This window comes from Paenibacillus helianthi, from assembly GCF_001909055.1.
GTDB lineage: Bacteria > Bacillota > Bacilli > Paenibacillales > Paenibacillaceae > Paenibacillus_AQ > Paenibacillus_AQ helianthi.
On record NZ_LVWI01000037.1, the window covers coordinates 108,382 to 132,099 of the forward strand.

The 23,718-nt window shown below is 47.2% G+C and carries 22 protein-coding genes, 1 riboswitch and 1 other annotated feature; of the genes, 14 read left to right on the forward strand and 8 right to left on the reverse strand.

The window, feature by feature from the left end; genetic code table 11:
• Positions 1-52 precede the first annotated feature (52 nt).
• From A3844_RS12310 to glpK, 3 genes are all read left to right on the forward strand, one after another.
• Positions 53-769: a response regulator transcription factor gene (locus tag A3844_RS12310; protein WP_020427515.1), complete on the forward strand. Its 717-nt coding sequence runs from the start codon at positions 53-55 to the stop codon at positions 767-769.
• Positions 770-2,209: a HAMP domain-containing sensor histidine kinase gene (locus A3844_RS12315; protein ID WP_074087586.1), complete on the forward strand. Its 1,440-nt coding sequence runs from the start codon at positions 770-772 to the stop codon at positions 2,207-2,209. It abuts the gene before it with no gap.
• Between the two features lie 127 nt (positions 2,210-2,336).
• Complete coding sequence (gene glpK / locus A3844_RS12320; protein ID WP_074102976.1) at positions 2,337-3,830, forward strand: glycerol kinase GlpK; 1,494 nt, start codon at positions 2,337-2,339, stop codon at positions 3,828-3,830.
• A gap of 115 nt (positions 3,831-3,945) precedes the next feature.
• Here glpK and A3844_RS12325 read toward each other — a convergent pair whose 3' ends face one another.
• The 7 genes from A3844_RS12325 to A3844_RS12355 all read right to left on the reverse strand — a co-directional run bounded on the left by A3844_RS12325 (position 3,946) and on the right by A3844_RS12355 (position 13,017).
• The gene (locus A3844_RS12325; protein WP_074102592.1) at positions 3,946-4,938 is read right to left on the reverse strand and encodes a 3-oxoacyl-[acyl-carrier-protein] synthase III C-terminal domain-containing protein; all 993 of its coding nucleotides are present in this window, start codon (positions 4,936-4,938) and stop codon (positions 3,946-3,948) included.
• A 103-nt stretch (positions 4,939-5,041) separates the two neighbouring features.
• Positions 5,042-5,392, reverse strand: coding sequence for a hypothetical protein (locus A3844_RS12330; protein ID WP_074102591.1), 351 nt, complete (start codon positions 5,390-5,392; stop codon positions 5,042-5,044).
• Between the two features lie 220 nt (positions 5,393-5,612).
• The gene (locus tag A3844_RS12335) at positions 5,613-5,981 is read right to left on the reverse strand and encodes a carboxymuconolactone decarboxylase family protein (protein WP_074087590.1); all 369 of its coding nucleotides are present in this window, start codon (positions 5,979-5,981) and stop codon (positions 5,613-5,615) included.
• A 70-nt stretch (positions 5,982-6,051) separates the two neighbouring features.
• The gene (locus tag A3844_RS12340) at positions 6,052-7,695 is read right to left on the reverse strand and encodes a thiamine pyrophosphate-binding protein (protein WP_083606835.1); all 1,644 of its coding nucleotides are present in this window, start codon (positions 7,693-7,695) and stop codon (positions 6,052-6,054) included.
• 108 nt (positions 7,696-7,803) lie between these two features.
• Positions 7,804-7,897, reverse strand: a riboswitch (cyclic di-GMP riboswitch).
• A 498-nt stretch (positions 7,898-8,395) separates the two neighbouring features.
• Positions 8,396-9,646, reverse strand: coding sequence for a methyl-accepting chemotaxis protein (locus A3844_RS12345; RefSeq protein WP_074102594.1), 1,251 nt, complete (start codon positions 9,644-9,646; stop codon positions 8,396-8,398).
• A gap of 288 nt (positions 9,647-9,934) precedes the next feature.
• Positions 9,935-11,527: a phosphoglycerate dehydrogenase gene (serA, locus tag A3844_RS12350; protein ID WP_074087591.1), complete on the reverse strand. Its 1,593-nt coding sequence runs from the start codon at positions 11,525-11,527 to the stop codon at positions 9,935-9,937.
• 243 nt (positions 11,528-11,770) lie between these two features.
• Positions 11,771-11,999 (reverse strand) — a binding site (T-box leader).
• A 112-nt stretch (positions 12,000-12,111) separates the two neighbouring features.
• A complete protein-coding gene (locus A3844_RS12355; protein ID WP_074087592.1) occupies positions 12,112-13,017 on the reverse strand; it encodes a hypothetical protein in 906 nt (301 codons plus the stop codon).
• A 65-nt stretch (positions 13,018-13,082) separates the two neighbouring features.
• Here A3844_RS12355 and A3844_RS12360 point away from each other — a divergent pair, with 65 nt between their 5' ends.
• The 3 genes from A3844_RS12360 to A3844_RS12370 are packed head-to-tail and all read left to right on the forward strand — an operon-like array spanning position 13,083 to position 14,898.
• Positions 13,083-13,676 carry a CPBP family intramembrane glutamic endopeptidase gene (locus tag A3844_RS12360; RefSeq protein WP_074107542.1) on the forward strand — a complete coding sequence of 198 codons (594 nt, stop codon included), beginning with the start codon at positions 13,083-13,085 and terminating at the stop codon, positions 13,674-13,676.
• Between the two features lie 17 nt (positions 13,677-13,693).
• Positions 13,694-14,050, forward strand: coding sequence for a hypothetical protein (locus tag A3844_RS12365; RefSeq protein ID WP_143192072.1), 357 nt, complete (start codon positions 13,694-13,696; stop codon positions 14,048-14,050).
• Positions 14,044-14,898, forward strand: coding sequence for a metallophosphoesterase (locus tag A3844_RS12370; RefSeq protein WP_074087595.1), 855 nt, complete (start codon positions 14,044-14,046; stop codon positions 14,896-14,898). Before A3844_RS12365 ends, A3844_RS12370 begins: the two co-directional genes overlap by 7 nt.
• Before the next feature lie 110 nt (positions 14,899-15,008).
• On the opposite strand, the gene A3844_RS12375 is transcribed toward A3844_RS12370, so the two are convergent.
• Positions 15,009-15,947: a polysaccharide deacetylase family protein gene (locus A3844_RS12375; protein WP_074087596.1), complete on the reverse strand. Its 939-nt coding sequence runs from the start codon at positions 15,945-15,947 to the stop codon at positions 15,009-15,011.
• Positions 15,948-16,032: 85 nt separating this feature from the next.
• Between A3844_RS12375 and A3844_RS12380 the strand changes: the two genes are divergently transcribed.
• From A3844_RS12380 to rpsA, 8 genes are all read left to right on the forward strand, one after another.
• Positions 16,033-16,449, forward strand: a complete 417-nt coding sequence (locus A3844_RS12380) for a hypothetical protein (protein ID WP_074087597.1) — start codon at positions 16,033-16,035, stop codon at positions 16,447-16,449.
• A 231-nt stretch (positions 16,450-16,680) separates the two neighbouring features.
• Positions 16,681-17,295: a genetic competence negative regulator gene (locus A3844_RS12385; protein ID WP_074087598.1), complete on the forward strand. Its 615-nt coding sequence runs from the start codon at positions 16,681-16,683 to the stop codon at positions 17,293-17,295.
• 97 nt (positions 17,296-17,392) lie between these two features.
• The gene (gene prsW, locus A3844_RS12390) at positions 17,393-18,088 is read left to right on the forward strand and encodes a glutamic-type intramembrane protease PrsW (RefSeq protein WP_074087599.1); all 696 of its coding nucleotides are present in this window, start codon (positions 17,393-17,395) and stop codon (positions 18,086-18,088) included.
• A gap of 333 nt (positions 18,089-18,421) precedes the next feature.
• Positions 18,422-19,780: a germination protein YpeB gene (gene ypeB / locus A3844_RS12395; RefSeq protein WP_074107543.1), complete on the forward strand. Its 1,359-nt coding sequence runs from the start codon at positions 18,422-18,424 to the stop codon at positions 19,778-19,780.
• A 164-nt stretch (positions 19,781-19,944) separates the two neighbouring features.
• Positions 19,945-20,598, forward strand: coding sequence for a flagellar brake protein (locus A3844_RS12400; protein ID WP_074087601.1), 654 nt, complete (start codon positions 19,945-19,947; stop codon positions 20,596-20,598).
• A 183-nt stretch (positions 20,599-20,781) separates the two neighbouring features.
• Entirely contained in the window at positions 20,782-21,492 is a 711-nt protein-coding gene (cmk, locus tag A3844_RS12405; RefSeq protein WP_074107544.1) for a (d)CMP kinase, read from the forward strand.
• Positions 21,489-22,076: a lysophospholipid acyltransferase family protein gene (locus A3844_RS12410; RefSeq protein WP_074087603.1), complete on the forward strand. Its 588-nt coding sequence runs from the start codon at positions 21,489-21,491 to the stop codon at positions 22,074-22,076. Before cmk ends, A3844_RS12410 begins: the two co-directional genes overlap by 4 nt.
• A gap of 165 nt (positions 22,077-22,241) precedes the next feature.
• Positions 22,242-23,579: a 30S ribosomal protein S1 gene (rpsA, locus tag A3844_RS12415; protein WP_244169760.1), complete on the forward strand. Its 1,338-nt coding sequence runs from the start codon at positions 22,242-22,244 to the stop codon at positions 23,577-23,579.
• The last annotated feature ends 139 nt before the right edge of the window (positions 23,580-23,718 follow it).

The following is a 23,718-nucleotide window of genomic DNA, read 5'->3' on the forward strand; positions in this document are numbered from 1 at the left end:
CTAATACCTGAGAGTAACGTTGTACTGTAATTGATGAAGGGGTTGTTGTGAAATGGCAGAGCATTTGAACAGAATACTGGTGGTGGATGACGAGGAGCGCATTCGCCGCCTGCTTAAGATGTATCTTGAAAAAGAAGGTTACGAAATTGATGAAGCTGAAGACGGGGAAATCGCACTTCGCAAAGCAACGGCCAATGACTACGGCCTGATTCTGCTGGATGTGATGTTGCCGGGAATCGATGGCATTGAAGTGCTGACGAGGCTCAGAGGGGTCAAATCGACACCCGTTCTGATGCTTACAGCCAAAGGTGAGGAGATCAACCGGGTGCAAGGCTTCGAGATGGGTGCGGACGATTATGTCGTCAAGCCTTTTAGTCCCCGTGAAGTGATCTACCGGGTAAAAGCGATTATGCGCCGCTCTTCTGCGACAGCCTTTTTGTCCAAAGAAAGCAATTCCAGCAACAATATCGTATTTCCCCATCTTATCATTGAACATGATGCACACCGGGTAACCGCCGGCGGCCAGGAAGTAAGCCTGACTCCGAAAGAGTACGAGCTGCTGCATTATTTGGCTATTTCACCGGACAAGGTGTTCTCGCGCGAAGAGCTGCTGAAGGATGTGTGGAATTATGAATTCTTCGGGGATTTGCGAACAGTGGATACACATGTCAAAAGACTTCGTGAGAAGCTCAATAAAGTATCACCGGAATCGGCAGCGATGATTACCACGGTATGGGGAGTAGGCTATAAGTTAGAGGTGCCCAAATAAGTGAAATTCTGGAGAAGTCTTGTCGGGAAGCTGTGGATCACGATCATCTGTCTGGTTGCTGTCGTGCTTATCACACTGGGGTTGTTCCTGCTGCCCTATATCGACAGCAACTTCGCCAATTCCGGGGCGATCAAACGCTTGTTCACTTATGTCTGTATGATAGGGTTTTCCTTAACGACGTTTTTTGCCTTGTTCCTGTTCACCAAGATCACACAGCCGATGCAGCAGGTCATTGAAGCGGCGAATAACATTCGCAAGGGCGAATACGGGACGAGACTCACACTGGTGACCAGTGACGAAATCGGCCAGTTGGCTACCTCCTTCAATCATATGGCGGAAGAACTGGAAGAAAATATCCGCAGCCTGAATCATGAGAAGGGACATCTGTCCAGTGTTCTGCGCAGCATGAGCGATGCAGTGCTCACCTTTGATGTCGAGGGGCAGATCATATTGACCAACCCGCATGGCCAGGCTCTGCTGGAGACGTGGAGTGATCTGAGCTGGGAGCAGGAGAGTGAATCCGAGCTCTATCCGCAAGAGGTGATTGACAGTGCAGTACCACCTCCCTTACGGCCCTTGTTCTTCAGTACACTGAGTCAGGGTGGGGACCAACGCTCTCAGGTGCATGTACGTCAGGGAGTCTGGTCAGTTCACATGGCTCCGCTATACTCGGACGACGCCATTCGCGGAGTAGTGGCTGTATTGCGTGATGTGACTGAAGAGGTGAAGCTTGAGAAGATGCGCCGCGACTTCGTTGCTAATGTTTCACACGAGATCCGTACTCCTCTATCGATGATGCAGGGCTACAGTGAAGCTTTGCTGGACGGCATGGCCTCTTCTCCTGAAGAGAGCAGTGAGCTGGTTCAAGTTATTCATGACGAGTCACTGCGGATGGGCCGGCTGGTGAAGGATCTGCTTGATCTTGCACGCATGGAAGCCGGACACACCGATATGATGAAGGTCCCGGTAGATATGGAGGCCCTTCTGGAACGGGTGTACCGCAAATTTTCTGTTCGGGCCAAGGAGCGGGGAATCCACCTCGACCTGAACTTCGGAAACGACACACCGCTTCTCAAAGCGGCTGACGAAGACAAGCTGGAGCAGGTGCTGACCAATCTGCTGGACAATGCGTTTCGGCATACACCTGCGGATAAACACATCAGGGTTCTAACGGGCTCTGCTGTATTAGAGGGACGCCGTTATCTGGAGATTGCAATCCGCGATGAAGGAGTAGGTATTCCTCCGGAGGATCTTCCATTTATATTTGAACGCTTCTACAAAGCGGACAAAGCCCGAGTGCGGGGAGAAACCGGGGGAACCGGGCTTGGACTCGCTATTGTCAAAAATATCGTTGAGTCGCATCGCGGAACCATCACGGCTTCCAGCAGGCTGGGCGAAGGAACCGAGTTCATTCTGCGGCTTCCTGTCGAAAAACAGTAAACCCAAGACAATGAATGACAGCGCCTCTGACCGCAGAGGTGCTTTTTGTTGAAACCACCACATTAATCTTGTTCATCGTGGAACATACCGCTATGCTTACGAAGCCAGTTTTAGGAGGCCTATAGAGATGATTTTATCATTAGACCAAGGAACTACAAGCTCGCGTGCGATCTTGTTCGATTATGAAGCAGGGATGATCTCTCAGGGGCAATATGAGATTAGCCAGTCTTTTCCCCGGCCGGGATGGGTAGAGCATGATCCTAATCAAATCTGGGAGACACAACTGGCGGCAGCCAGAGAGGCCATAAGAGGAAGCGGGAGGCCTGCTGACGAGATATCTGCAATTGGTATTACCAACCAGAGGGAAACCGCTTTGATCTGGGAGAAGGCCAGTGGGAAGCCTATCTACCCGGCCATCGTCTGGCAAGACCGCCGTACGGCCGAGGAGTGTGAAGAACTGAAACGGCGCGGACTAGCGGATGTGATTGCTGCCAGGACCGGTCTTGTAGTGGATGCCTACTTCTCAGCAACCAAGCTGGCCTGGATTCTGGATCATGTTCCTGGGGCGCGAGAGCGCGCGGACCGAGGAGAACTGCTGGGAGGAACTATCGACACCTGGCTGATCTGGAAGCTCACAGGAGGAGCTGTGCATGCAACGGATGTGACAAATGCCTCGCGCACCATGCTCTACAATCTGCATGAGCGGATATGGGATGAGCAGCTGATTGACGAGCTTAGGATACCGCGTTCAATTCTACCCGAAGTTAGAATGTCCGGTGGGGAATTCGGAGCAGCAAGCAGTAAATGGTTTGGAGCCCAAATTCCAATTCGCTCGGTGCTGGGAGATCAGCAGGCCGCCTTGTTTGGGCATACCTGTCTTGAAGCCGGAAGTGCCAAGAATACATACGGCACCGGCTGTTTTATCCTTATGAATACCGGGACTGAGGCGGTAGCCTCCAGCCATGGACTGCTGACAACAGTGGCTTGGGGCATGGGAGATGAATTGTATTATGCCCTTGAGGGCAGTGTGTTCGTAGCCGGAGCGGCAGTGCAATGGCTGCATGAAGGCCTGGGGCTGATTGAAGGTCCTGCAGACTCAGAGGGAAAGGCGGGGGAAGTGGAAGATAGTGAGGGTGTAGTAGTAGTACCGGCCTTCACAGGACTGGGAGCACCCTACTGGGACATGTATGCCCGCGGAGCGGTGTTTGGCCTGACACGCGGAACTACAGCAGGTCATCTGGTGCGGGCTACCCTGGAATCCCTTGCTTTTCAATCAAGAGATGTCATCGGTGCGATGGAAAAAGATGCAGGCATGCCGCTCACCGGACTGAGGGTAGATGGCGGAGCAGTGCGCAACGATCTGCTCATGCAGTTTCAAGCGGATATTCTCGGCAGCGAGGTTACACGTACCATGTATGCAGAGACGACCGCACTGGGGGCAGCATTGCTTGCCGGACTAACGTCAGGGATTTGGACCCGGGAGCAGCTCGAGAGCTTTAATAAGGCTGAGAAGGTATTCTCGCCTACAATGGAGCCGGCAGAGCGTGAGCTTCGTTACCATGCCTGGCAGGATGCTGTTTCGCGAACCATGGGCTGGGAGAAGCATGAAGGTCACCGTTAAAGGGTATAGGATGAATCGCTAGCACAGCAGTAAACTTATAGATGGAATAATTGCAAAATGGCCCGCAAGCAGATTATCTGCTTGCGGGCCATTTGAGGTAAGCGCGAATGAATGTTTAGTATTCCATTACAAAAGCTACATTTTGCCAGCCTGCGCCAACGGTCCAGAAGAGCACTTTGTCACCGCGTTCAATCATTCCAGTAGTCACTGCTTTGTGCAGGGCTACAAAAGGACTGCTTGTCGAAGTATACCCGAATTCATCGCCGATATAGACCGCTACATCGGTGTCGATGCCTGTTTTGTCGGATACGGCAAGAATATTTGGGAGGGACAGCTGTGAAAAACAGGCGGCCTTGATTGACTCGGGAGCAATCTCATTATTGCTCAGCAATGTATTGATCGATTCCGAGGCTGCATCCACACAAATGGAGTCATCAAATGGAATGAACTTCACATTGAACTCTCCGGCACCAACACCACCACGTCCAAGGTTGGCTAAGCCATCCACAGGAAACATCGAGTTGCCATAGACACATGTGTCTGTCTGGTAAATAGAATCAATGAAGCCTACCGAATTCTCATCCCGCTCCAGAATAACGGCAGCGGCAGCATCTCCAAAGTTGGCATAGTAGACAGGATCGTTTTTATCCGCATGCGGAGCAACGTGGTCTGAGCCGATCACCAGCGCGCGACGGATTCTTGGATTGGCCATCATCTGACGGCTTACCTGTTCCACCGAGGCGGTCATACCTGCACAGTTGGCATTACTGTCGATGCAAATGGTGTGGGAAGCGCCACCGATTAAACGATGAATCATAAGTGAGTTCGTCGGGAAGATGTATTCAGGAGTCTGACTGGCATAAGCAATCAGGTCGATGTCAGCCCCGGTAAGCCCGGTCTTGTCCAGTACGTTGCTTGCCGCCTCAAAAGCCATGGTCAGTGAATTCTCTTCATTGCTGTCGATGCTATAGCGGTTATTACGGCCAAGAGTAGCCAGGAGGCCACGGATATCAATACCTTTTTCGTCAAAATGCTGTATGAAAAAGTCGTTGCCAATCTTTTTGCTTGGATGATAGATATCAATGTCCTTTATCCGTATCCCGGCCATGGTAATCCTCCTAAAAGTTAATGAGCGATTCTTCCCGCCCTCAAGTTTTGTATAAAACTTGCTTCTCAACCATCATTCAGGCTGGTGAGCCTTGAAACAATACTTAAGATTGAACTGTCGAAGTGATCTCCAGGTTTTCAAGTCCAGCCTTGCGGCCGAGGCGCGCGAGCTGCATTTTAAGGATGGGGTTATTTTCAAGAGTCAGGCTTACTTTTTCAAAACCATCTGCTTTGAACATGATGAAGCAGCCCTCCAGCAGAGGCACAACATCAGGAGCAGTAACATTTAGTTTTCTGCAGTCAATCTGCAGAGCATATTCTGAAGGTGTGATCGGGTTAACGGTCTGCTGATAAGCTTGAATCGATTTGAGACCATCCTCATTGGAGAAAGTGCCTTCTAATTCAATATTAATGACCTTGTTAACAGAATCGGTTTTCAAAATAAATTTACCCATGTGCTCATCTCTCCCAAAATTAAATGTGTGAAACGTATAACGGAAATGTTGACTGTACGTTGTTGTTCAGTCATAGAATATATCCAAATAACTTTTGGTTTTACGCCTTGATTCGATACAAAAACTATAGTTTTGGGATATTTTCCCTCTAATATAATCATATATTTCTCAAATAAGCAAGAAAAAAGTCGAATTGTGTATAAAATTGTTGAAGAAGAATTTATTGGATTTCCTCAAGCGTTGCAAGCAGCACATTAAAAGCTGAAATGACTCTTGGAGCACCGATACAAGGCACCAGATGCAATAAGATTCCTTTGATCTGTTCTACAGTTATTCCGACGCGGAGCGCCATCACATAATGGACCCCGAGCTGCTCAAATTGTCCCATAGTAATCAAAGATGAAATAACAGCAATTTCTTTCCAATCGGAGCCAATTGTTGTGCGCTGAAAAAGATCCCCATAAGCGTTGCCCATAATGTACTCGGCCAGTTCGGGGAAATGCTCTTTGATTGGAGCTAGTGCTTTGGCTCCATAGTCGCCGGACAGGTTGGTAAAATGCTTTAGACCGCTGTAACTGGTGTTTTCCACAAAGATGCCTCCTGAATTTTGATGAGTGGCAAGGACCGGTCATGTGAAGCTTGATTCTTACCTCTGCTACTTAGTTGAGATTCAACGTCCTATGGGCCGTTGGAGGCACTTCGTCACGGTCTGTCAACAATTCAATGACAGCTACACGGTTTGACTCGACTGCGGCTTGTACAGCAACGTTGAATTGCTCCGCGGTTTCGCATTTGTAGCCTGTGGCTCCGAGTGACTCAGCGAATTTCACGGCATCCATAGGTACCTCGTAGATCGTACCGTCAATTCTGCCTGTGGTTTTCTCCATCCCCTTAAGCGCCATATCCAGCTGCATGTTGTTCACTACGATAAAGATTACCGGAATATTCTTGCAGACTGCAGTGTTGATTTCAGCACCAAGCATCATGAAGCAGCCATCTCCGGTTAGGCAGAAAATGGTTTCTTCAGGGGAAGCCACCTTAGCCCCAATAGCCATGCCAATGGAGTTGCCCATACAGGCAAAATAAGCATCAAAGACAAAACTACCCGGTTTTTTCACGTTGTACCATTTCACGGCGTTGAAGCCATGGCTGCCGTCATCTACAAAAACGGTGTTGTTGTAAGGAATCAAATCGCTCAAGGTGCTCATGACCGAAGCTAGTGACAGCTTGGAGAGAACAGGCAACTCTTCCGCATAATGAACATCGGTTTCTGTTATATGTTTCTTTATAGCAGCTGTACCTATATTCTTTAGATAAAAAGCCAAATTGTCCCGTAAATCCCCGCCTATAGCGATGGTCTGTGAAGATAAAATTTTACCTACGAAGGTAGGGTCTACGTCAAATTGGATAAGTGTTTTCGGGTGATTTTCAGCCTTTAGATTGCAGATGGTCATGTCACTCAGACGTGATCCAAGCACAATGAACAAATCACTGCGGTTCAATAAATCATCACCATGCTTGCAGCCGCCAACACCAATTGGTCCATGATACAACGGGTGATCCCAAGGGATCGCACCTTTTCCTCCCGGTGAAGTAACGACAGGGATGTTAAAAGTTTCAGCCAGCTGAATGAGCTCTTGGTGTGCAATAGAACGGTTAACCCCTTTGCCGGCAATAATAAGAGGATGGCTGGAGGCATTAATAGCTGAAATCACACGTTCGAAATTAGCAGTGCTTACGAGATGTTCACGCTCAGGAATCACTATCCGGCATTCTTCCAGCATTTCCGTCTGCACATCAAACGGGATACATAAATGGACCGGCCCGCGCTGTCCGCCCAAAGCAATAGAAATAGCATGGTTAAATAAGGTGCTGAAATGATCACCTCGCTCCACCAGTTTACTGAAGAGTGTAGCCGGTCTGAACATGTCCGCCAGGTCAGCCAGATATGACGAAGAATCCTGGCACTGGGGAATTCCCAGCTCCTTAATAGATTGATGACCTGTAATGAACAGCACAGGCAGGTTGTTCGCTTTAGCATGTGCTGCAGCAGTAAGAAGATTGGTTCCGCCTGGACCTGAAGTCCCAAAAGCTACACCCAGCCTGCCGGTCTTGAGAGCATAGCCTGCTGCTTCGAACCCGGAGCTGGACTCATGTCTGCCAGGAATAAATTCAATCCCGTAATCGACCATCTTAAGAACTACGGGACAAATAGACTTGCCGATGATACCAAAGGAATGTGTTACGCCGAGGTTTCGTAGTGCCTCAGCCATATAATCTGCGACTGTTTTCAGATAATCCACCCACCCAATGTTTTTTTTTAGCAGAAATAGAAAACCTGCACTCACGAGAGTACAGGTCGGCTGCAATGAATAACCGTATAGAACGAGGTTTCCCCAGAGCTTCGGTTGTTCAGCAACCTGGCTGTCATGGTCCCATAAAAATGAGACTGTAGATCCATGGCTTTGCGTCATTCCCTTTCGGTGAATTTTGCCGTTATGATGTATTGGAAAAAATGCATATTTTTACTTTACAATATATTTCTAACTCCTCTCTTGTCAATATATTTGTGCTGAAAAGCTCAGTTTTTGACGAAATTAACGAACAATGTCAATTGCAAGAAATGGTCCAGTTGAGTTGGAAAACAGGGCGAATCCAAAAAAAATTTAATGCAAAAAAGTCTTAATAATACAAATTGTGAAGAAACATTGAAACGGAAATATATCAGGTATATTGAACTATTCCTTTGTATGGAAATGAATGATTAGACTGGAACAATGGGGTGTACTCATTTTTTATCTGGATTAATAAGGCTAATGAACGAAACACCCTTCAGATCCAATTGAATTCATTTTATTATTTCCATTAAAAATAGCGGAGAGAAGTGCAAAAGAAATAACGGTACTTGCTGCTGCCAAAAAACTGAATTTTCATAAAATAACATTGATTATTTTGTGAACAAAAAAAGACCGCTTCATATGAAACGGTCTATGAAAATGGAGATTAAAATTTGAAAATATGGATCGTTTTCTGGAGTTGGAATACTGCTTGCGTCATTTTCTCTGTTTCTTCAGCAACAGACTGCAGGGCATTTATTTGTTCGTTCATTGCTGCGGATACCTCTTGGGTTCCGGCCGCAGTTTCTTCTGTAATCGCAGAGATATTTTCGATAGCTCCAGAAATTTTTAACGCGCTCTCCAACATGAGGTCACTCTCAGACGAGAAAGAAGCAATTTGCTCGGTGATGTACTGAACGCTTTGCACAATCTGGGCGAAAATATTCGCGGTTTCAATGATCATTTCATTTTGAACTTGGACGACTTCCTCATTAATGGCAATATTCTCAATCGCTTCCTTGATATCGTTCTCAATACTGCGCACCAGACCGAATACTTCTTTGGTGGAGGCTGTAGATTCCTCAGCAAGCTTGCGGACTTCCTGGGCTACAACAGCGAAACCACGACCATGTTCACCGGCGCGTGCTGCTTCGATCGATGCATTGAGTGAGAGCAGGTTGGTCTGCTCGGCGATTTCTGTAATGGTTTTGGTGATCATCGTGATCCCCCGGGCATTATGTGATAGTGCTTCAATCGTGTCGGCGACCTTCTGGGTAGCTTGTATATTCTTGCGCATGCCTTCTGCTTGAGTATCTACGGATTGGCGGCCTTTCTCAACTAATTCTAGCGTATGTATGGAACGTCTGTTCATTTCTTTGGTAGAGCTTGTGTAATTCGAAACCTTGGTTTCAATGTCTTTGATGGAATCGGTCATATCGGCGATGTCCACGGAGATTTCATTTGCGCCGAGAGCCAGTTCATTGGAAGAAGAGGAGACCTGGGCCATTACGACTTTCAGATTCTGATTTTTGTCCTCGATTCCGCGGCTGGCATCCATGACATGGCGGGTAATCTGAGATGCTTCGGTTAGTATTTTCTTCAGCTTATCGATCATTGTATTGAAGGAGCGGCTGACTTCCCCCATGGAACCGTTCTCATCTGCCCGGGTTGTAAAGTCACCTTTGGCAATCGTATGGGTTACGTTGGAGATATCATCGAATGAAGATGTAAGCGTTCTCTCAATGAAGCGTGCGAGTGGGAAGGTCAGTGCAGCCAATACCGCAACCATTATAATGCCGATAATCATCTTGCCCATCACTACAAGTGTGATTAGTACAGGGACAGCGAATAAAGCGGCAACCAAGTAACAACCGGCTCTAATTCTCTGTTTTAACGGAAGCTTGTTCATCCAGTCCATCATAAAAAGTTCCCCCTAAAATAATGTTGTGTATTGTAATATTATAGGCGTTTTCAGAGGGAGAGGTCTATTGTAAGAATTGACATAAAAATGCTCAAATAGGTCTTTCGGGCATGAATTTTGTGTGAATCTCTTCATACATAGCACGGTGGTTTTGTTCAATTTGGAGAAGATACTTTTCACTAGTGCTTCAGGCTCAGAGGATGTGACACCCGATATAGAAAAACGCTCATTGGAACAGCAGGCGGATGCCTGCTCTCCAAAGAGCGTTTGTTCAGGGCTACTTTTTTACAGTAACACAATTTCTTCCGCGGTATTGATTTCCGGCAGTCCTGCCAGTTTCACCAGAACAGCTTGAGGAACCGCCTTATCGACGGTGAGCAGCATGATCGCAGCGCCGCCAACGATTTTACGTCCTACCTGCATGGAGGCGATATTGACATCGTTCTCCCCAAGCAGTGTACCGACAGCACCGATGATACCCGGTTTGTCGTTATGCGAAATTACAATCTGATGGCCTTCCGGAGCAATATCGACCGGGAACTTGTTGACCTGCACGATCCGTTCTCCGTAGCCCTGCAGCAGCGTTCCCGCAACCAGACGTTCTTCGTCAGGATCTGCCTTCAGGGTGACGGTGATAAGGTTGGTAAATCCCTTGGTTTTGGAAGCCTTAGTCACAATTACATTCACATCACGGGTTTTGGCCAAATGCATCGAATTGACGATATTCACATCTGTCCCAAAGTGACGGGAAAGTACGCCCTTGACGATATAGCGGGTCAGTGGCTGTGTATCTACATCGGATAGGTCACCGGCATATTCTACTTGGATTTCTCTGATCGCGCCATCGGTAAGCTGTGTTGCGAAGCTGCCCAGCTTTTCGCCGAGTGTGAAGTAAGGCTGAAGCTTGTTCATCACACTTGGAGCAACAGGAGGGATGTTCACAGCGTTAATGAACGGCTCGTTGCGCAGAATATGCAGCACCTGCTCCGATACATCTATAGCAACATTCTCCTGGGCTTCTACGGTGGAAGCGCCAAGATGAGGCGTTACGATGATTTTGGGATGGGAGAGGAATGGATGATCAGCTTGCGGCGGTTCCTTTTCGAATACGTCAAAGGCTGCTCCGGCAACAATGCCGCTGTTGATGGCTTCAACCAGCGCCATTTCATCAATTACACCGCCACGTGCACAGTTGATGATACGCATGCCTTTTTTCATGACTTCGAACTGCGGCCCAGAAATCATGTGGCGGGTTTCCGGAGTGAGCGGAGTATGCACAGTGATGAAATCCGCGCCGCGTACGATATCGTCTACTGAAGCCAGCTTCACTTCCAGCTTTTCCGCACGGTCAGCGGTCAGGAAGGGGTCATAGGCAAGAATGTTCATGCCAAAGGCTTTTGCACGCTTGGCTACTTCGCTCCCGATCCGGCCCATACCGAGAACACCCAGCGTTTTGCCGCGCAGCTCTACCCCGAGGAATGTTTTCTTGTCCCACACACCAGAGATCGTTTTGGCGTAAGCCTGCGGAATATGACGGGCCAGTGCCATCATCATAGCAAAAGCATGCTCGCAGGTTGTGATTGTATTGCCGTCCGGGGCGTTGATAACAACGACACCACGCTGTGTGGCAGCCTCAAGCTTGATATTGTCAACGCCGACTCCAGCGCGGCCAATGACCTTCAAGTTGGTGCCCGCAGCAATAATCTTCTCAGTTACAGTTGTCTGGCTGCGTACAAGCAGGCCATCATATTCGCCAATGATGGCGATAAGCTCGTCTTCGCTAAGTCCAGTCTTTTTGTCTACAGTTACATCACTTGCGTCCATTAATTGCTGAATGCCCAAATCGCTGATCGGATCCGATACTAGTACTTTAAACATGGTTTCTTGTCCTCCTTAAATTTGGAAAGCTATATATGCCCAAGGATGCCCTGAAGAGGCAGTCCACAGTACCAGAAGCCAAAATAACTAGTGAAAAATATGTCAGAATAACGGGGGAACGCGCTGTCGCATAAAAGAAAGAGTGTGCAGCAGACCGGAAAATCCTGAAAAGAGGGCCCATATAATGGCCTGGAACTGGAAATTAAATAACAAAAAAACTCTCAACCCCATACTACTGCCGTAGTAAGGGACGAGAGTTGTCGTGGTACCACCCTAATTCACTGCAACGTATGAAGAAGCAGCCTCATTGGCCCGCAAAGGCCACACTGGTAACGGAGATGATCCGATTGTGCCTACTGTAAGGTTCGACACAATATCTCAGGAGCGCTAAAGAGTTCTGTCCGTCACCGGTTTACACCACCCACCGGCTCTCTGAAGACTTGCAGAATCTTTGTTCCATCATCGGTTTTGCTTGATTAATTTTTCATAATGTAACATGGCAATGCCAGATGTGTCAATAGTCTAGTTGAAGATGAGCCGCCTTGAAGTGGCTCTCATTTTTCGTTATGATGCAATAGCTGGTTCTACTCATAAAAAAACGGGAGCTGTGGCATGGTTTCCTTGCCGTAATACTGTTCACGCCACTTCATGAAATCTTGTTCCTGCACCGCTCCTGTGGAAATTAACAGGGTGACGGCGGATTGAATATCCTTTAGATTCAGTGAACTAGCCGTACCAGAATAGATCATATCGTCAATTTTGGCCGTAATATCCTGTGGGTCATAGCCTGCATAGATGGAGCGGTTCAACATCATATCAGCTATGGATGCGTTCTTAAGCAGGAGAGGCATTTTCTTCCACTGGATAAAAGAGAGAGTCTTTAGCTCAGCGGCTTCCGAAGGGATTTTGCTGTTGTCTTTTGAGCCCCATTTGAGCATGGAGTCATAGAAGTTTTTTTGAGCGAGCAATCCGAATTTTACAGCACTGGCTGTGAATTTATCGCTTTTTAGCACCTTGGCTGTTTCAGTCCCTGATGCACCTGCATTGACTTTACTGGAGGCCTGGGAGAACAAAGTCAGGCTCTTCAAAATATTTAATTGGGATTCATAGAGCATAGGAGAGCCCGTGAAGATCGAATCCTGAGTGACCTTGTCATACTGCTTGTCTGCAAGAATGCTCAGATTCTTCAGGGTTGCTGCATTCTCACGCGCATCTGTGCTGCGTGCCAGGTTGTCCAGCTGGCTGTTCCAATTGCGCTTGAATTCCCGATAGGGCAAAAATACGTTATGATAGAACGTAACAAGATCCTGCTGCTGGTAGGAGCCGGAGTATTCCTCTGCGGTATCTTTATTATTGAGGTGTTCGTATTTGGCTTCTGTTTTGTCTGCCCCAACCTTCACTCCCGTAAAAAAAGCGGCGAATGCGGATATCAGAAAAAGCAGAAAACCTAGTGTGTATAACATTTGAGTGCGGGAGGTACGGCTGTTCATAATTAATGCTCCTTCTTCTAGGGAAATTATCTTATGTAAAAACAATATAGAACAGGCAGGTTACAATGAAAAAATTCAAATTTGGCGAAATCAGGATTAAAAAAGCCGATCCTCAGCAGTTAACCGATAAGCTTCTTTTAGTTAATTTGTATATCACACAGGGTCTTACCTTAATTATCGGTTTGATATGGATATTATTACAGAAAAGAAACCCCATTCACATATTAAATTTTCCGGAAAACGCACAATTTGTGTTTTGGGGGCTTGGACTGGCTGCAATTATGCTGGTGGTAGACTTCTTGCTAACCCATATTGTTCCAGAAGACAGCATGGATGATGGGGGAATTAACGAGCTGCTCTTTGGTAAAAGGCCAGTGTGGCATATCCTTGTCATCGCAGCCATTGTATCGGTTTGCGAGGAGCTGTTGTTCCGGGGAGCAGTTCAGCATTCATTGGGGCCTTATTGGACAAGTATTTTATTTGCCGTAATTCATGTGCGCTATTTGCGGCACTGGATTCCAACAGGGTGGGTATTCCTCAGCAGCTACGGGCTGGGATATATATACATACACACAGGAACACTTTGGGCACCCATTCTATGCCACTTTATCATTGATGTGTTCTCGGGTCTTGTGATCCGTTACAGGAGGGAGTCATGAGCGAGGAACTTAGCCGGGTGAAGTCCCGTAAGAAACCAAATAAAGCTGAACAGCCTGCTGTTGTCAGAAAGAGAACTGGATCGCGGACCTTATCAGTCCCGCCAATCATTAACGATTCTCCTGCAGCAGTTGCGGGAACCCTGTCAAGAAAAAACCGCCACTCCTTAGCTCAACCCGGAAAAAAAGTGAAACGGGAAGAAAGACCAGTGGATGAGGAAAGCTCTACACCTTCACGTGCGGAAAGTTATCCGTCGGAGCGGCTGCGTTTTAGCAAAATGTTCATCAATTCACTAATTGTAATATTTTTGCTTCTTCTGATTTTCCTTTTGTATTGGGGACTTATTGGAGCCCCGGACTTGAATACATTATGGTAACCTCCTTGCTGCTGGACATTCTGTCAATCATTATGCTGCTACTTGCAGTGTTTATAGCTATGATGCTGGTGGCAGCATTCAGAAACCGGATTATTGCCGAGGAAATATTTCTTGAAGCTTTGCCGGAGGCTTTGGAAGGCTTCCGCATTCTTTTTATATCAGATATTCACCGGAGGCGCCTTCCGATAAAGCTGCTAAATCCACTGAAGGGGAAAGTAGATGCCGTTTTCCTTGGAGGGGACCTGACGGAAAAAGGCGGCTCCTTAAACCGTCTCTGCGATAATATGACACTGGTGGCTGGACTGGCACCGGTCTATGCTGTGCATGGCAATCATGATTACAGGGCGAATATTTCGCTGGTGGACAACATCATACGCGGGAGCGGAGCGATTTTGTTACAGGACGAGAGCATCACAATTGAAAAAAATGGGAGCAGACTGCTGCTGACAGGTGTGGACTTTCCGCGGAAGGGGGGTAAAAAGGCCTATCAACCATTAACACCACTAGCGGCCCCGGATGCTTCACTCTGCAGAATCATTCTTGTACATGATCCGTTATGGCTGTCGCAGCAATCGGAGATTCCTGCGGATTTGGTGCTGGCCGGTCATACGCACGGAGGCCAGGTAGTGCTACCTTTTGTCGGCCACCGTCATGTTGATCCATTCTATCAGGTGTATAACGCAGGTCATTTTGTGCTTCCGAGAAAAGACGGTTCTAAAACCGAAGCCAAAATGCTGATTAGCCGTGGTTTTGGCACAGCCCATCTTCCCCTGCGCTGGGGGAGTCCATCTGAGATGCATATTCTCACGCTTCGCAGAGGCGCAAGCCGAGATACAATGGCTGACTAACAAAAGCAGGCTACAAGTGTAAATTAATTTCCAGTTATGCTAAAAAGGTATTCCTTGCGTATTAGGCAAGGAATACCTTTTTTTGTTACATCCATCGCTGTATTAATAGCTTAACGCATCTTCAGCTCAATGCTGCGTGGATCGACGAAGCTGTAGCCTTTGCCTTCAAGTGTAGTCAATAGAGTGTCCAGTGCTTCTACAGTCCAAGGAAGTTCGTGCATCAGGATGTTGCTGCCGGAGTGAAGCTGGTCTGTGACGTTCTTGATCAGTTTCGCAGTTTTGCCGGTGTCCTTCTCTTTCATTTCCCAATCCAGTGAACCTACAGACCAGGTCATATAGAGCAGGCCGTTCTCGGCTGCAATCTTCTTGCCGACATCACCGCCTGCGCCATGGGGGGGACGGAAAAACTGTGGGGTTTCGCCAGTAACCTTTTTGACGATATCCTGAACATCCTCAATTTGCTTTTTCACCTCAGCATAGGATTTATCCTTCAGTACGATATGGTCCCAGCTGTGATTGCCGATAATGCCACCCCGGGTCTGAATGAGCTTGAGAAGCTCAGGATGTTCTTTTACCCGGTACCCGTTCACGAAGAAAATGGCTTTGGCATGGTGCTTGTCGAGCGTATCCATTAGTGGATTAATCATATCTGCATTCTTTGGGCCATCATCAAAGGTTAGCAGTACCACTTTTTTGCTTATGCCATCCTTGTTCGGAATAATGTCATAATTTTTGTTCATGTGATAGAGCAGCGGTATCTCTGCAGCAGCATTGTCAACTGTTGTTTTACTGGTGTCAGTTCCATTATCTGCTGACGACTGCGGCGTTGAGCTTGCCGATGGAGCCTCTGATGGTACCGTTTCAGGGGTCATGCTTGCTGCAGCACTGGTGCTTGCCTGCGCAGTAGGTTCCGGTGCTGCTTGGGTTGTAGCCGCTGTAGGCTGCGCTGTCGTATCTGGCCCTGCATTACCATTGCCGCTGTTACTGCACGCAGACAGCAGTAAGACGGACAGCAGCAGCGCTGATGTTGCTTTAACCACTTTTTTCATCTCGCTTTCTTTTGGTTTGGCTGTATGAGCTGAATTCTTTCCGCGAACACTAAGCATGATTTTACCATACAAGGAGGTTAGAGATATGAATACTTCGTCATTTTTGACAGGAGTGCTGATGGGTGCTGCAATTAGTATGATTATGTCCAAAAAACGCGGAGCCATGATATCCAGTCTGCTTCAGCCGAACGGTCAGATGAATGGGGCGGGTGAAAAAGCAAAGGACAAAATCATGGGCATGGCCATGACTGGTTTTGGCAGTACAGCTTCTGGTAACGCTACAGCTGGAAATACAGCAACTGGAAACACAAATGCTGGCAGTCATACTGATAACACCACACATGTCTCCCATAGTAATAACGAACACAAGGGGGAGTCTGCGGTTAAATCCAAAGAAGCCAATCTCAAAATGCTGAAGGATTTCATCCGCAGCAATCCTGAGGTGAAACATGAAGTAGAGCAGATTCTTAAGGATACACATAGCTCCATACCGGGATTGTAAACGCAAAAAGCTGATGCAGAATCATTTTGGGGACTAGTCATCCGCAAAATGATTCTTTTTTTCAAATAAGAGTGGTATAAAACTCTTTATATTTGGAAAGAAATAATTTTTTATTTACGTGCATTTGCTGTGCCAAAATGATAACATACATACATAGTAACCATTTTTGGCTCATTACTCGGGACTCATCATACATTATAATAAATGAGCTTGCAAAAGGAGGATCCTGTCATGAGAATAGAGCGATTAAGTCAAGATAAGATACGGATTTTCCTCACTTTTGACGACCTGAGCGAGCGGGGCATCCAGAAGGAAGATATGTGGCAGGAAGTTCCCAAGGTGCATGACTTGTTTACGGAAATGATGGATCAGGCGTACAGTGAACTCGGTTTTGACGCTACCGGTCCGCTTGCCGTGGAAGTATTCGCATTGCCCGCGCAAGGTATGGTCGTTATAGTGACTAGAGGAAAATATGATCACCATCAGTACGGTGCGTCCGGTGAAGAAGATATGCCCGAAGAGATTTACGAAATGGAAGTTACTCTAGAACAAAGCGACTCCATTGTATATGCATTCCGCGACTTTGAGGCTTTGGTTGAAGCGGCTCATGTGCTCCTCGGCAATATTACTTCTCAAGGAAAGCTGTATTCTTATAATGATATATGGTATCTCTACTTCGATCCGAAGGAATTTGAGGAAACTGCATTGTCCGGGCTTGTAGGAGTTCTCTCCGAGTTCGGGGATTCGTCGCCAGTAACTGAAGCTGTTCTGGCCGAATACGGTAAGACGGTTATGCCAGAGAATGCGATTGAATTGATCTGCACTCATTTCAAACGCCAGCAATGACGGTGTGGAGGGGAACAAAGTCATCTTTGGCCCTTCCTTTACTTATCGAATTCTGTATATGAAGACATAAAGTCATAGAGCGCAGGGAGGATAATCGGTGCTTTTGTTATCGGTCATTTCGTCAGCAGTGGCACCTGGACTTGCGCTGCTGACTTTTTTCTATCTAAAGGACAAGTATGACCAAGAGCCGCTATTTATGGTTCTGAAGGTGTTTCTGCTGGGGATTTTGATTGTTTTTCCTATTATGATCATCCAAAGGGGCCTTGTGCTTGGACTGGACGGCGGGCCCTATGCAGATGCTTTTTTGATATCCTCCGGCGTGGAAGAATGCCTGAAGTGGTTTGTGCTGTACCATATGATCTACAATCATACCGAATTTGACGAGCCATACGATGGAATACTATATGCCGTAGCGATTTCGCTCGGCTTCGCAACTTTGGAGAATGTAATGTATGCCTGGTACAGCCACGCTTCAATCGGTTCCATGTTTATGCGGGCGCTGCTTCCGGTATCGGGGCATGCTATGTTCGGCGTCATTATGGGTTACCACATGGGCAGGGCCAAGTTCTCAGGTGGTGTCAAAACAAGAGGGATATTAATCATGTCCCTGCTTCTGCCTTGGCTGTGGCACGGGATATATGACTTTATCCTGACTACCATGACTAATACCTGGATCTGGTTTATTGTGCCACTGATGGCTGTATTATGGTATGGAGGCATGGGCAAGGTGGCACGGGCCAACAGCCGTTCCCCGTTCCGGTTCCTGAAGCGTGAAGAAGAGATTAATCTCTAGTAGAGATGGACACACTTATCCTGAAAGGTAGTTCCGTTAGCAAGGGATTCCAGAAAGGAGCGAGGTGTCTTTTTTTGCGTGTGAAAATTAGGATTGTATGCAAGCAGTGTGGAGAAAGCTACATCTTAAGAGGAAATAAAGAGCAGGGAGTTATTCAGACCGGATTCAAACAATGTCTGTGCAACTGCAGCAGCGGTTTTGAAATTGAGGAGCGGGCTTAGTAGCCTTTTGAAAGAATTCTCTTTTTTGATATCAGATCATTTGGGTGCATAAGACTTCTCAGTTATTGTCAAACTAACGGCAATAAGCAACTGAAAGGAGTCTTGTAGGCCTATGTACAAAAGATTAAGTGCCTTAATGTTCCCGATTACCACACTGTTGCTGATTGGTGCGTTAGTGTGGGGGTATCAGGAGAATCAGGAGAAGAACTCGATTCTAATCAAAGCGGAGAACCAATACCAGCGAGCTTTTCATGATCTCTCTTATCACATGGAACAGCTTCACGGTGAGCTTGGGAATACCCTGGCGGTCAACCATACTTCAAGTGGCATGCACCGCAAGGGGCTTGTGAATGTCTGGAGGCTGACCAGTGAAGCGCAGAATGAGATCAATCAATTGCCCCTTACCCTGCTTCCATTCAGTGAGACTGAAGAGTTTTTGTCCAAAATCTCCAACTTCTCTTACAAGGCGGCTGTGCGTGATTTTACCAAAAAACCTCTTTCGGACAATGAAATGGGTAATTTAAAAGCGCTATATAAGAACTCGGGTGAAATTTCCAAGGATCTGCAGGAGGTTCAGAACAAGGTAATCACGAACAGGCTGCGTTGGATGGATGTTGAATCTGCGCTGGCAACAGAGGATAAGGCTGAGGACAACACGATTATCGATGGATTCAAAACAGTAGACAAACGGGTAGCCGCTTATCCTGAGCTCGATTATGGGCCTTCTGTGGCCAGCATTTATAATAAACGCTCTGTGAAGAAGCTGGGTGGCATACCGGTTACCGTGGAAGATGTGAAACGCAAAGCCGTCAAATTTGCGGACATCGGTGGGAATCCGACTGTAGATGTTAGGGAAAACGGCAAGGGAACCGAGTGGGCGTCCTATACTGCTGTAGTAACAAGTAAGGATCATAAAGAGCCGGTTAGTATGGATTTTACTGTAGAGGGCGGGCTACTGATCTCCTACAATGATAACCGGAACGTGGGTCCTGCCAAGGTGTCGATGAATCAGGCTGTTACCAAAGCCGGGGAATTCCTTAAGGATAAAGGATATCCGGATATGACTGCTGTCAGTGCGGACCGTTACGATAATATGGGCAACTTAACCTTCGTCACCAGCCGAAACGGCATCCTGATCTACCCGGAAAAAATGACAGTTCGCGTTGGATTGGATACCGGGGAACCGACAGGATTTCAGGCAAGTGACTATGTGCGTGAGCGTCAGGAGAAGCGGGTGATCTCCAAGCCGGGTCTGACTTTGGCTGAAGCCAGAAAAATGCTTAATCCGGAATATAAGGAACTGTACAACCGGCTGGCCTGGATTAAGAATGAGGATGCCGAAGAGGTACTGACCTATGAGTTCGGAGGCAAAATCAACGGCTCACAGTACCGGATTTACTTAAACGCTGATGACGGTCACGAGGAAGCTGTTGAAGAAGTCAGGAAATCCTCTGGCGCACAGGGTAAATAATCTTTCAGCGTAAAGGCAATATATCTTGCCTGATAGGTGCAGTTCCCATGTGGAAATGCACCTTTTTGTCATTTCAAAATCAGAATAATATTTCTCACCGGGCAATAAATCTCCATGCTATAATTAATTCTAGAATAAATACTAATCATGTGGCGGTGACAGGCTTGTATCCCAAAATCAACGAATATCTATACATACAGGTTGCTTCAAGCGATGCTGGAGAGGCAGAAGTGGAATATAGATCGAGAATAGCAGAGACGGAAGACGAGGCTTTTTTGATTGAAATTCCCATTCAAGAAAATAACGGGAGGCTGAAAAGGCTATTTATCGGGGACGAGCTGTCCGTATATTTCTTGTCGGAGGGCGGTGTCAAAAATTACTTTAATACACATGTGGTCGGCTTCAAGGAAGAAGTGATCCGCATGGTACGTATACGAAAGCCGGCAGTCGAATCCATCTTCAAGATCCAGCGCCGAAGCTTCTTACGTGTAAACGCAGAGCTTGAGCTTGCTGTGAAAGACTCGCTGGGCAGCCGCTACTTAGTTCGTACTGAAGATATCGGAGGGGGAGGGACCTCTTTCCTGAGCGACTCCAAAGTGCACCCCGAAGTGGGAGGAAAGCTGTTCTGCTGGCTGCTTGTCCCTTACCGGAACGGAAGCACAGAGCATGTGAACTTTGAAGGTGAGATCGTCCGGATCAAGACATTGGAAACAGGGCGTAATCTGGTGATGGTGAAGTTCGCAGCGATTACTGATTCAGAGCGGCAAAAAATTATCCGGTACTGCTTTGAGCGCCAGTTCGATTTCCGCAACCGATGAGATGGGCGGGAAAAAGGTATAAATAGACACTTTTTTCTATACAAATACCTCAGTGTCATTTTGCACTGGGGGTTAAACTGTGGTATAATTTTATAAGTCGCAGGCAATGCCTGCTTTTTTCTTGATAATACCAGCAAGCTTGTTTTTTCTTGACTGAAAGAGTGTTTGAGGAGGAATGCCCCGTTGGATAGGCAGGGTACACATACTAACGACAGAATTAACGTCGCCATCGACGGACCTGCCGGGGCAGGCAAGAGCACTGTAGCCCGATTGGTAGCCCAGAAGCTCTCGTACATTTATGTCGATACTGGAGCGATGTACCGGGCGATTACCTGGTATATGATCCGTGAAGGCATACCGGCTGAAGATAATCTTCAGGTGGATCAAAGAGTCCGCGATATGGTGATCGAACTGATCCCGGAACCGGATGTGCAGAAGGTGCTGATCAATGGGGAGGACGTGACTCCGCATATCCGAAGTCTTCAGGTTAGCGGCCAAGTGTCGCAGTATTCGAAGATCGAGGGCGTAAGAACCAGGCTGAGCCATTTGCAGCGCCAGATGGCGCTCCGCAAGGGAGTAGTGATGGATGGCCGCGATATCGGTACGACCGTGCTGCCGGACGCTGAAGTGAAGATTTTTATGACGGCGAGTGTGGAAGAACGGGCTCTACGCCGCTACAAGGAACTGAAAGATGCGGAAACAGTGACGCTCCAGCAGCTTGAATGCGATATTGCCGCGCGGGACCGTCTGGATGAAGGACGGGAGATTTCACCGCTGCGCCGTGCAGAGGATGCTATTCTTTTAGATACGACGCATATGGATATCCATCAAGCCGTGGAAGCAATTGTATCCCGCTGCAGATCTTATGTGGACGGGGAGAGAAATCATTTATGATTTATGTCATTTGCCGTGGATTACTTCGCTTGATTTACGCCATTTTGTTTCCGCTTAAGATTATTGGGAAAGAGAATGTGCCGGAGGAAGGCGGAGTGTTGCTGTGTGCCAATCATATCAGCTTGCTGGATCCGATGACTATTGGGATCAAGCTGAATCGTCAGGTCAAGTATATGGCCAAAGCAGAGCTATTCAAGGTTCCTGTGCTAGGCTGGCTCATTAACAAACTGGGCGCTTTTCCTGTCAAACGTGGCGGCGTGAGCAAAGAATCCATCAAAACGGCCCTTAATACGCTTCGCAGCGGAAATGTTATGGGCATCTTTCCGGAAGGGACACGAAACTCTGACTCCGGTGTGGCAAAAAAGGGCGCAGCAAGTTTTGCGCTTCGCAGCGGTGCAGCGGTTGTTCCTGCCGCTATTATCGGTTCTTACAAGCCTTTTCGCCGGATGACCGTTATTTATGGGGCTCCCATCGATCTCAGTTCATTTGCCGGGGCGGGCAGCGAATCTCTTGAAGAAGTCACTGATGTTATTATGGGACGCATACATGAGATGGCAAAGACCGGTAAGCCTACAGTGAATTAAGTGCAGGCAGACGTACGGATGTTCCGCTGATTAGAATAACGGCATAACCGCTAATTTTTGGAACATACTAACGTGAAAGTGTAAGTGATATCTGCATTGCTTGTTTTGAACTCTGCTCTACGCGGGTTTAAATAAATGGGGTTTTGAATCGAGGAGGGTAATCACATGTCTGAAGAAACTAGAAATCAGGAAACTGCGGCCAACGTTGACAACAATGAAGCCGTAGAAGCAACGGAAACTGTGGAAGCCGCAGCAGAAGAGAACAACGGTGCTACAGAAGCAGTTGCAAGTAACGAAGAAGAAGTGACTAGCCAAGAAGGTTTGGAAATCATTTCTCTGAAAAAAGGCGATACCGTGAAAGGAACAATCGTCAAAATCGAAGATAACCAAGCTTATGTAAGCATTGGATATAAATACGACGGCGTTATTCCTATTCGCGAATTGTCTTCTGTACAACTGGACAACGCTGCAGCAGCGGTTGAAGTTGGACAAGAAGTGGAATGCAAGGTTGTCAGCATTAACGACAACAAGGAAAGCCTGGTGCTTTCCAAACGTGCAGTTGACAGCGAAAAATCATGGGAAGATCTCGAAAAGTATTTTGCTTCCCAAGAAGCTTTCGAAGTTACTGTAGCTGACGTTGTCAAAGGCGGCCTCGTGGCAGATGTTGGCGCGCGCGGATTTATTCCAGCTTCCATGGTTGAACGTCACTTCGTTGAAGATTTCAGCGACTACAAAGGCCGCACATTGCGTGTGAAAGTGAAAGAACTGGACCGTGAGAACAGCAAGGTTATTCTTTCTGCCAAAGAAGTTCTGGAAGAAGAATTCGAAGCCAATAAACAGAAAATTATGTCTGAGCTGTCCGAAGGACAAATCATCGAAGGTACAGTGCAACGCCTGACTCAATTCGGCGCATTTGTTGATGTAGGCGGCGTTGATGGTCTGGTTCACGTATCCGAGATTGCCTGGAACCATGTTGAGAAACCTTCCGACGTTGTATCCGAAGGCGAAAAAGTTAAGGTTAAAGTACTTAAGGTTGACCCTGAAAAAGGAAAAATCAGCCTCAGCATCAAAGCAGCTGCTCCTGGACCTTGGGATTCTGCAGCCGGAAAAATCAACATTGGTGACGTGGTAACAGGCGAAGTTAAACGCCTTGTGAACTTCGGTGCGTTTGTTGAACTTCTTCCAGGTGTAGAAGGTCTTGTACACATCTCGCAAATTTCCCACAAGCACATCGGTACTCCGCATGAAGTGCTTAAGGAAGGACAAGAAGTGCAGGTGAAAGTTCTGGACTTCAACCCATCTGAGAAGCGTGTAAGCCTCAGCATCAAGGAAACCGAAGAAGCTCCGGCTCCTACGGCTAGACCAGAACGCAGCAACAGCAGAGACAGAGCGCCTAAAGAAGTGCTGAACAACCCTAACGTGTCGCTCAGCAATGAAGGCCTCAGCTTTACTTTGGCTGAACGTTTCGGCGACAAGCTGGACAAATTCAAGGGCAATAACTAATCCCTTCGTATTTACACATATATATGGGTATAGTAATCGGCGAACCCTCGATACGGGGGTTCGCCGATTATGTTTTATAGACCGCTGAAATGGAAAGATTAGCAGTAAGTATGTTAGCCAATTGAAGCGTTTTTTGCTA

Excerpts from the sequence above, each read along its gene's own strand:
- A3844_RS12310 (WP_020427515.1), top strand. The coding sequence starts at position 53 with ATGGCAGAGCATTTGAACAGAATACTGGTGGTGGATGACGAGGAGCGC.
- glpK (WP_074102976.1), top strand. The coding sequence starts at position 2,337 with ATGATTTTATCATTAGACCAAGGAACTACAAGCTCGCGTGCGATCTTG.
- A3844_RS12325 (WP_074102592.1), bottom strand. The coding sequence starts at position 4,938 with ATGGCCGGGATACGGATAAAGGACATTGATATCTATCATCCAAGCAAA.
- A3844_RS12330 (WP_074102591.1), bottom strand. The coding sequence starts at position 5,392 with ATGGGTAAATTTATTTTGAAAACCGATTCTGTTAACAAGGTCATTAAT.
- A3844_RS12345 (WP_074102594.1), bottom strand. The coding sequence starts at position 9,646 with ATGGACTGGATGAACAAGCTTCCGTTAAAACAGAGAATTAGAGCCGGT.
- serA (WP_074087591.1), bottom strand. The coding sequence starts at position 11,527 with ATGTTTAAAGTACTAGTATCGGATCCGATCAGCGATTTGGGCATTCAG.
- A3844_RS12355 (WP_074087592.1), bottom strand. The coding sequence starts at position 13,017 with ATGAACAGCCGTACCTCCCGCACTCAAATGTTATACACACTAGGTTTT.
- A3844_RS12360 (WP_074107542.1), top strand. The coding sequence starts at position 13,083 with ATGAAAAAATTCAAATTTGGCGAAATCAGGATTAAAAAAGCCGATCCT.
- A3844_RS12370 (WP_074087595.1), top strand. The coding sequence starts at position 14,044 with ATGGTAACCTCCTTGCTGCTGGACATTCTGTCAATCATTATGCTGCTA.
- A3844_RS12375 (WP_074087596.1), bottom strand. The coding sequence starts at position 15,947 with ATGAAAAAAGTGGTTAAAGCAACATCAGCGCTGCTGCTGTCCGTCTTA.
- A3844_RS12380 (WP_074087597.1), top strand. The coding sequence starts at position 16,033 with ATGAATACTTCGTCATTTTTGACAGGAGTGCTGATGGGTGCTGCAATT.
- A3844_RS12385 (WP_074087598.1), top strand. The coding sequence starts at position 16,681 with ATGAGAATAGAGCGATTAAGTCAAGATAAGATACGGATTTTCCTCACT.
- ypeB (WP_074107543.1), top strand. The coding sequence starts at position 18,422 with ATGTACAAAAGATTAAGTGCCTTAATGTTCCCGATTACCACACTGTTG.
- A3844_RS12410 (WP_074087603.1), top strand. The coding sequence starts at position 21,489 with ATGATTTATGTCATTTGCCGTGGATTACTTCGCTTGATTTACGCCATT.
- rpsA (WP_244169760.1), top strand. The coding sequence starts at position 22,242 with ATGTCTGAAGAAACTAGAAATCAGGAAACTGCGGCCAACGTTGACAAC.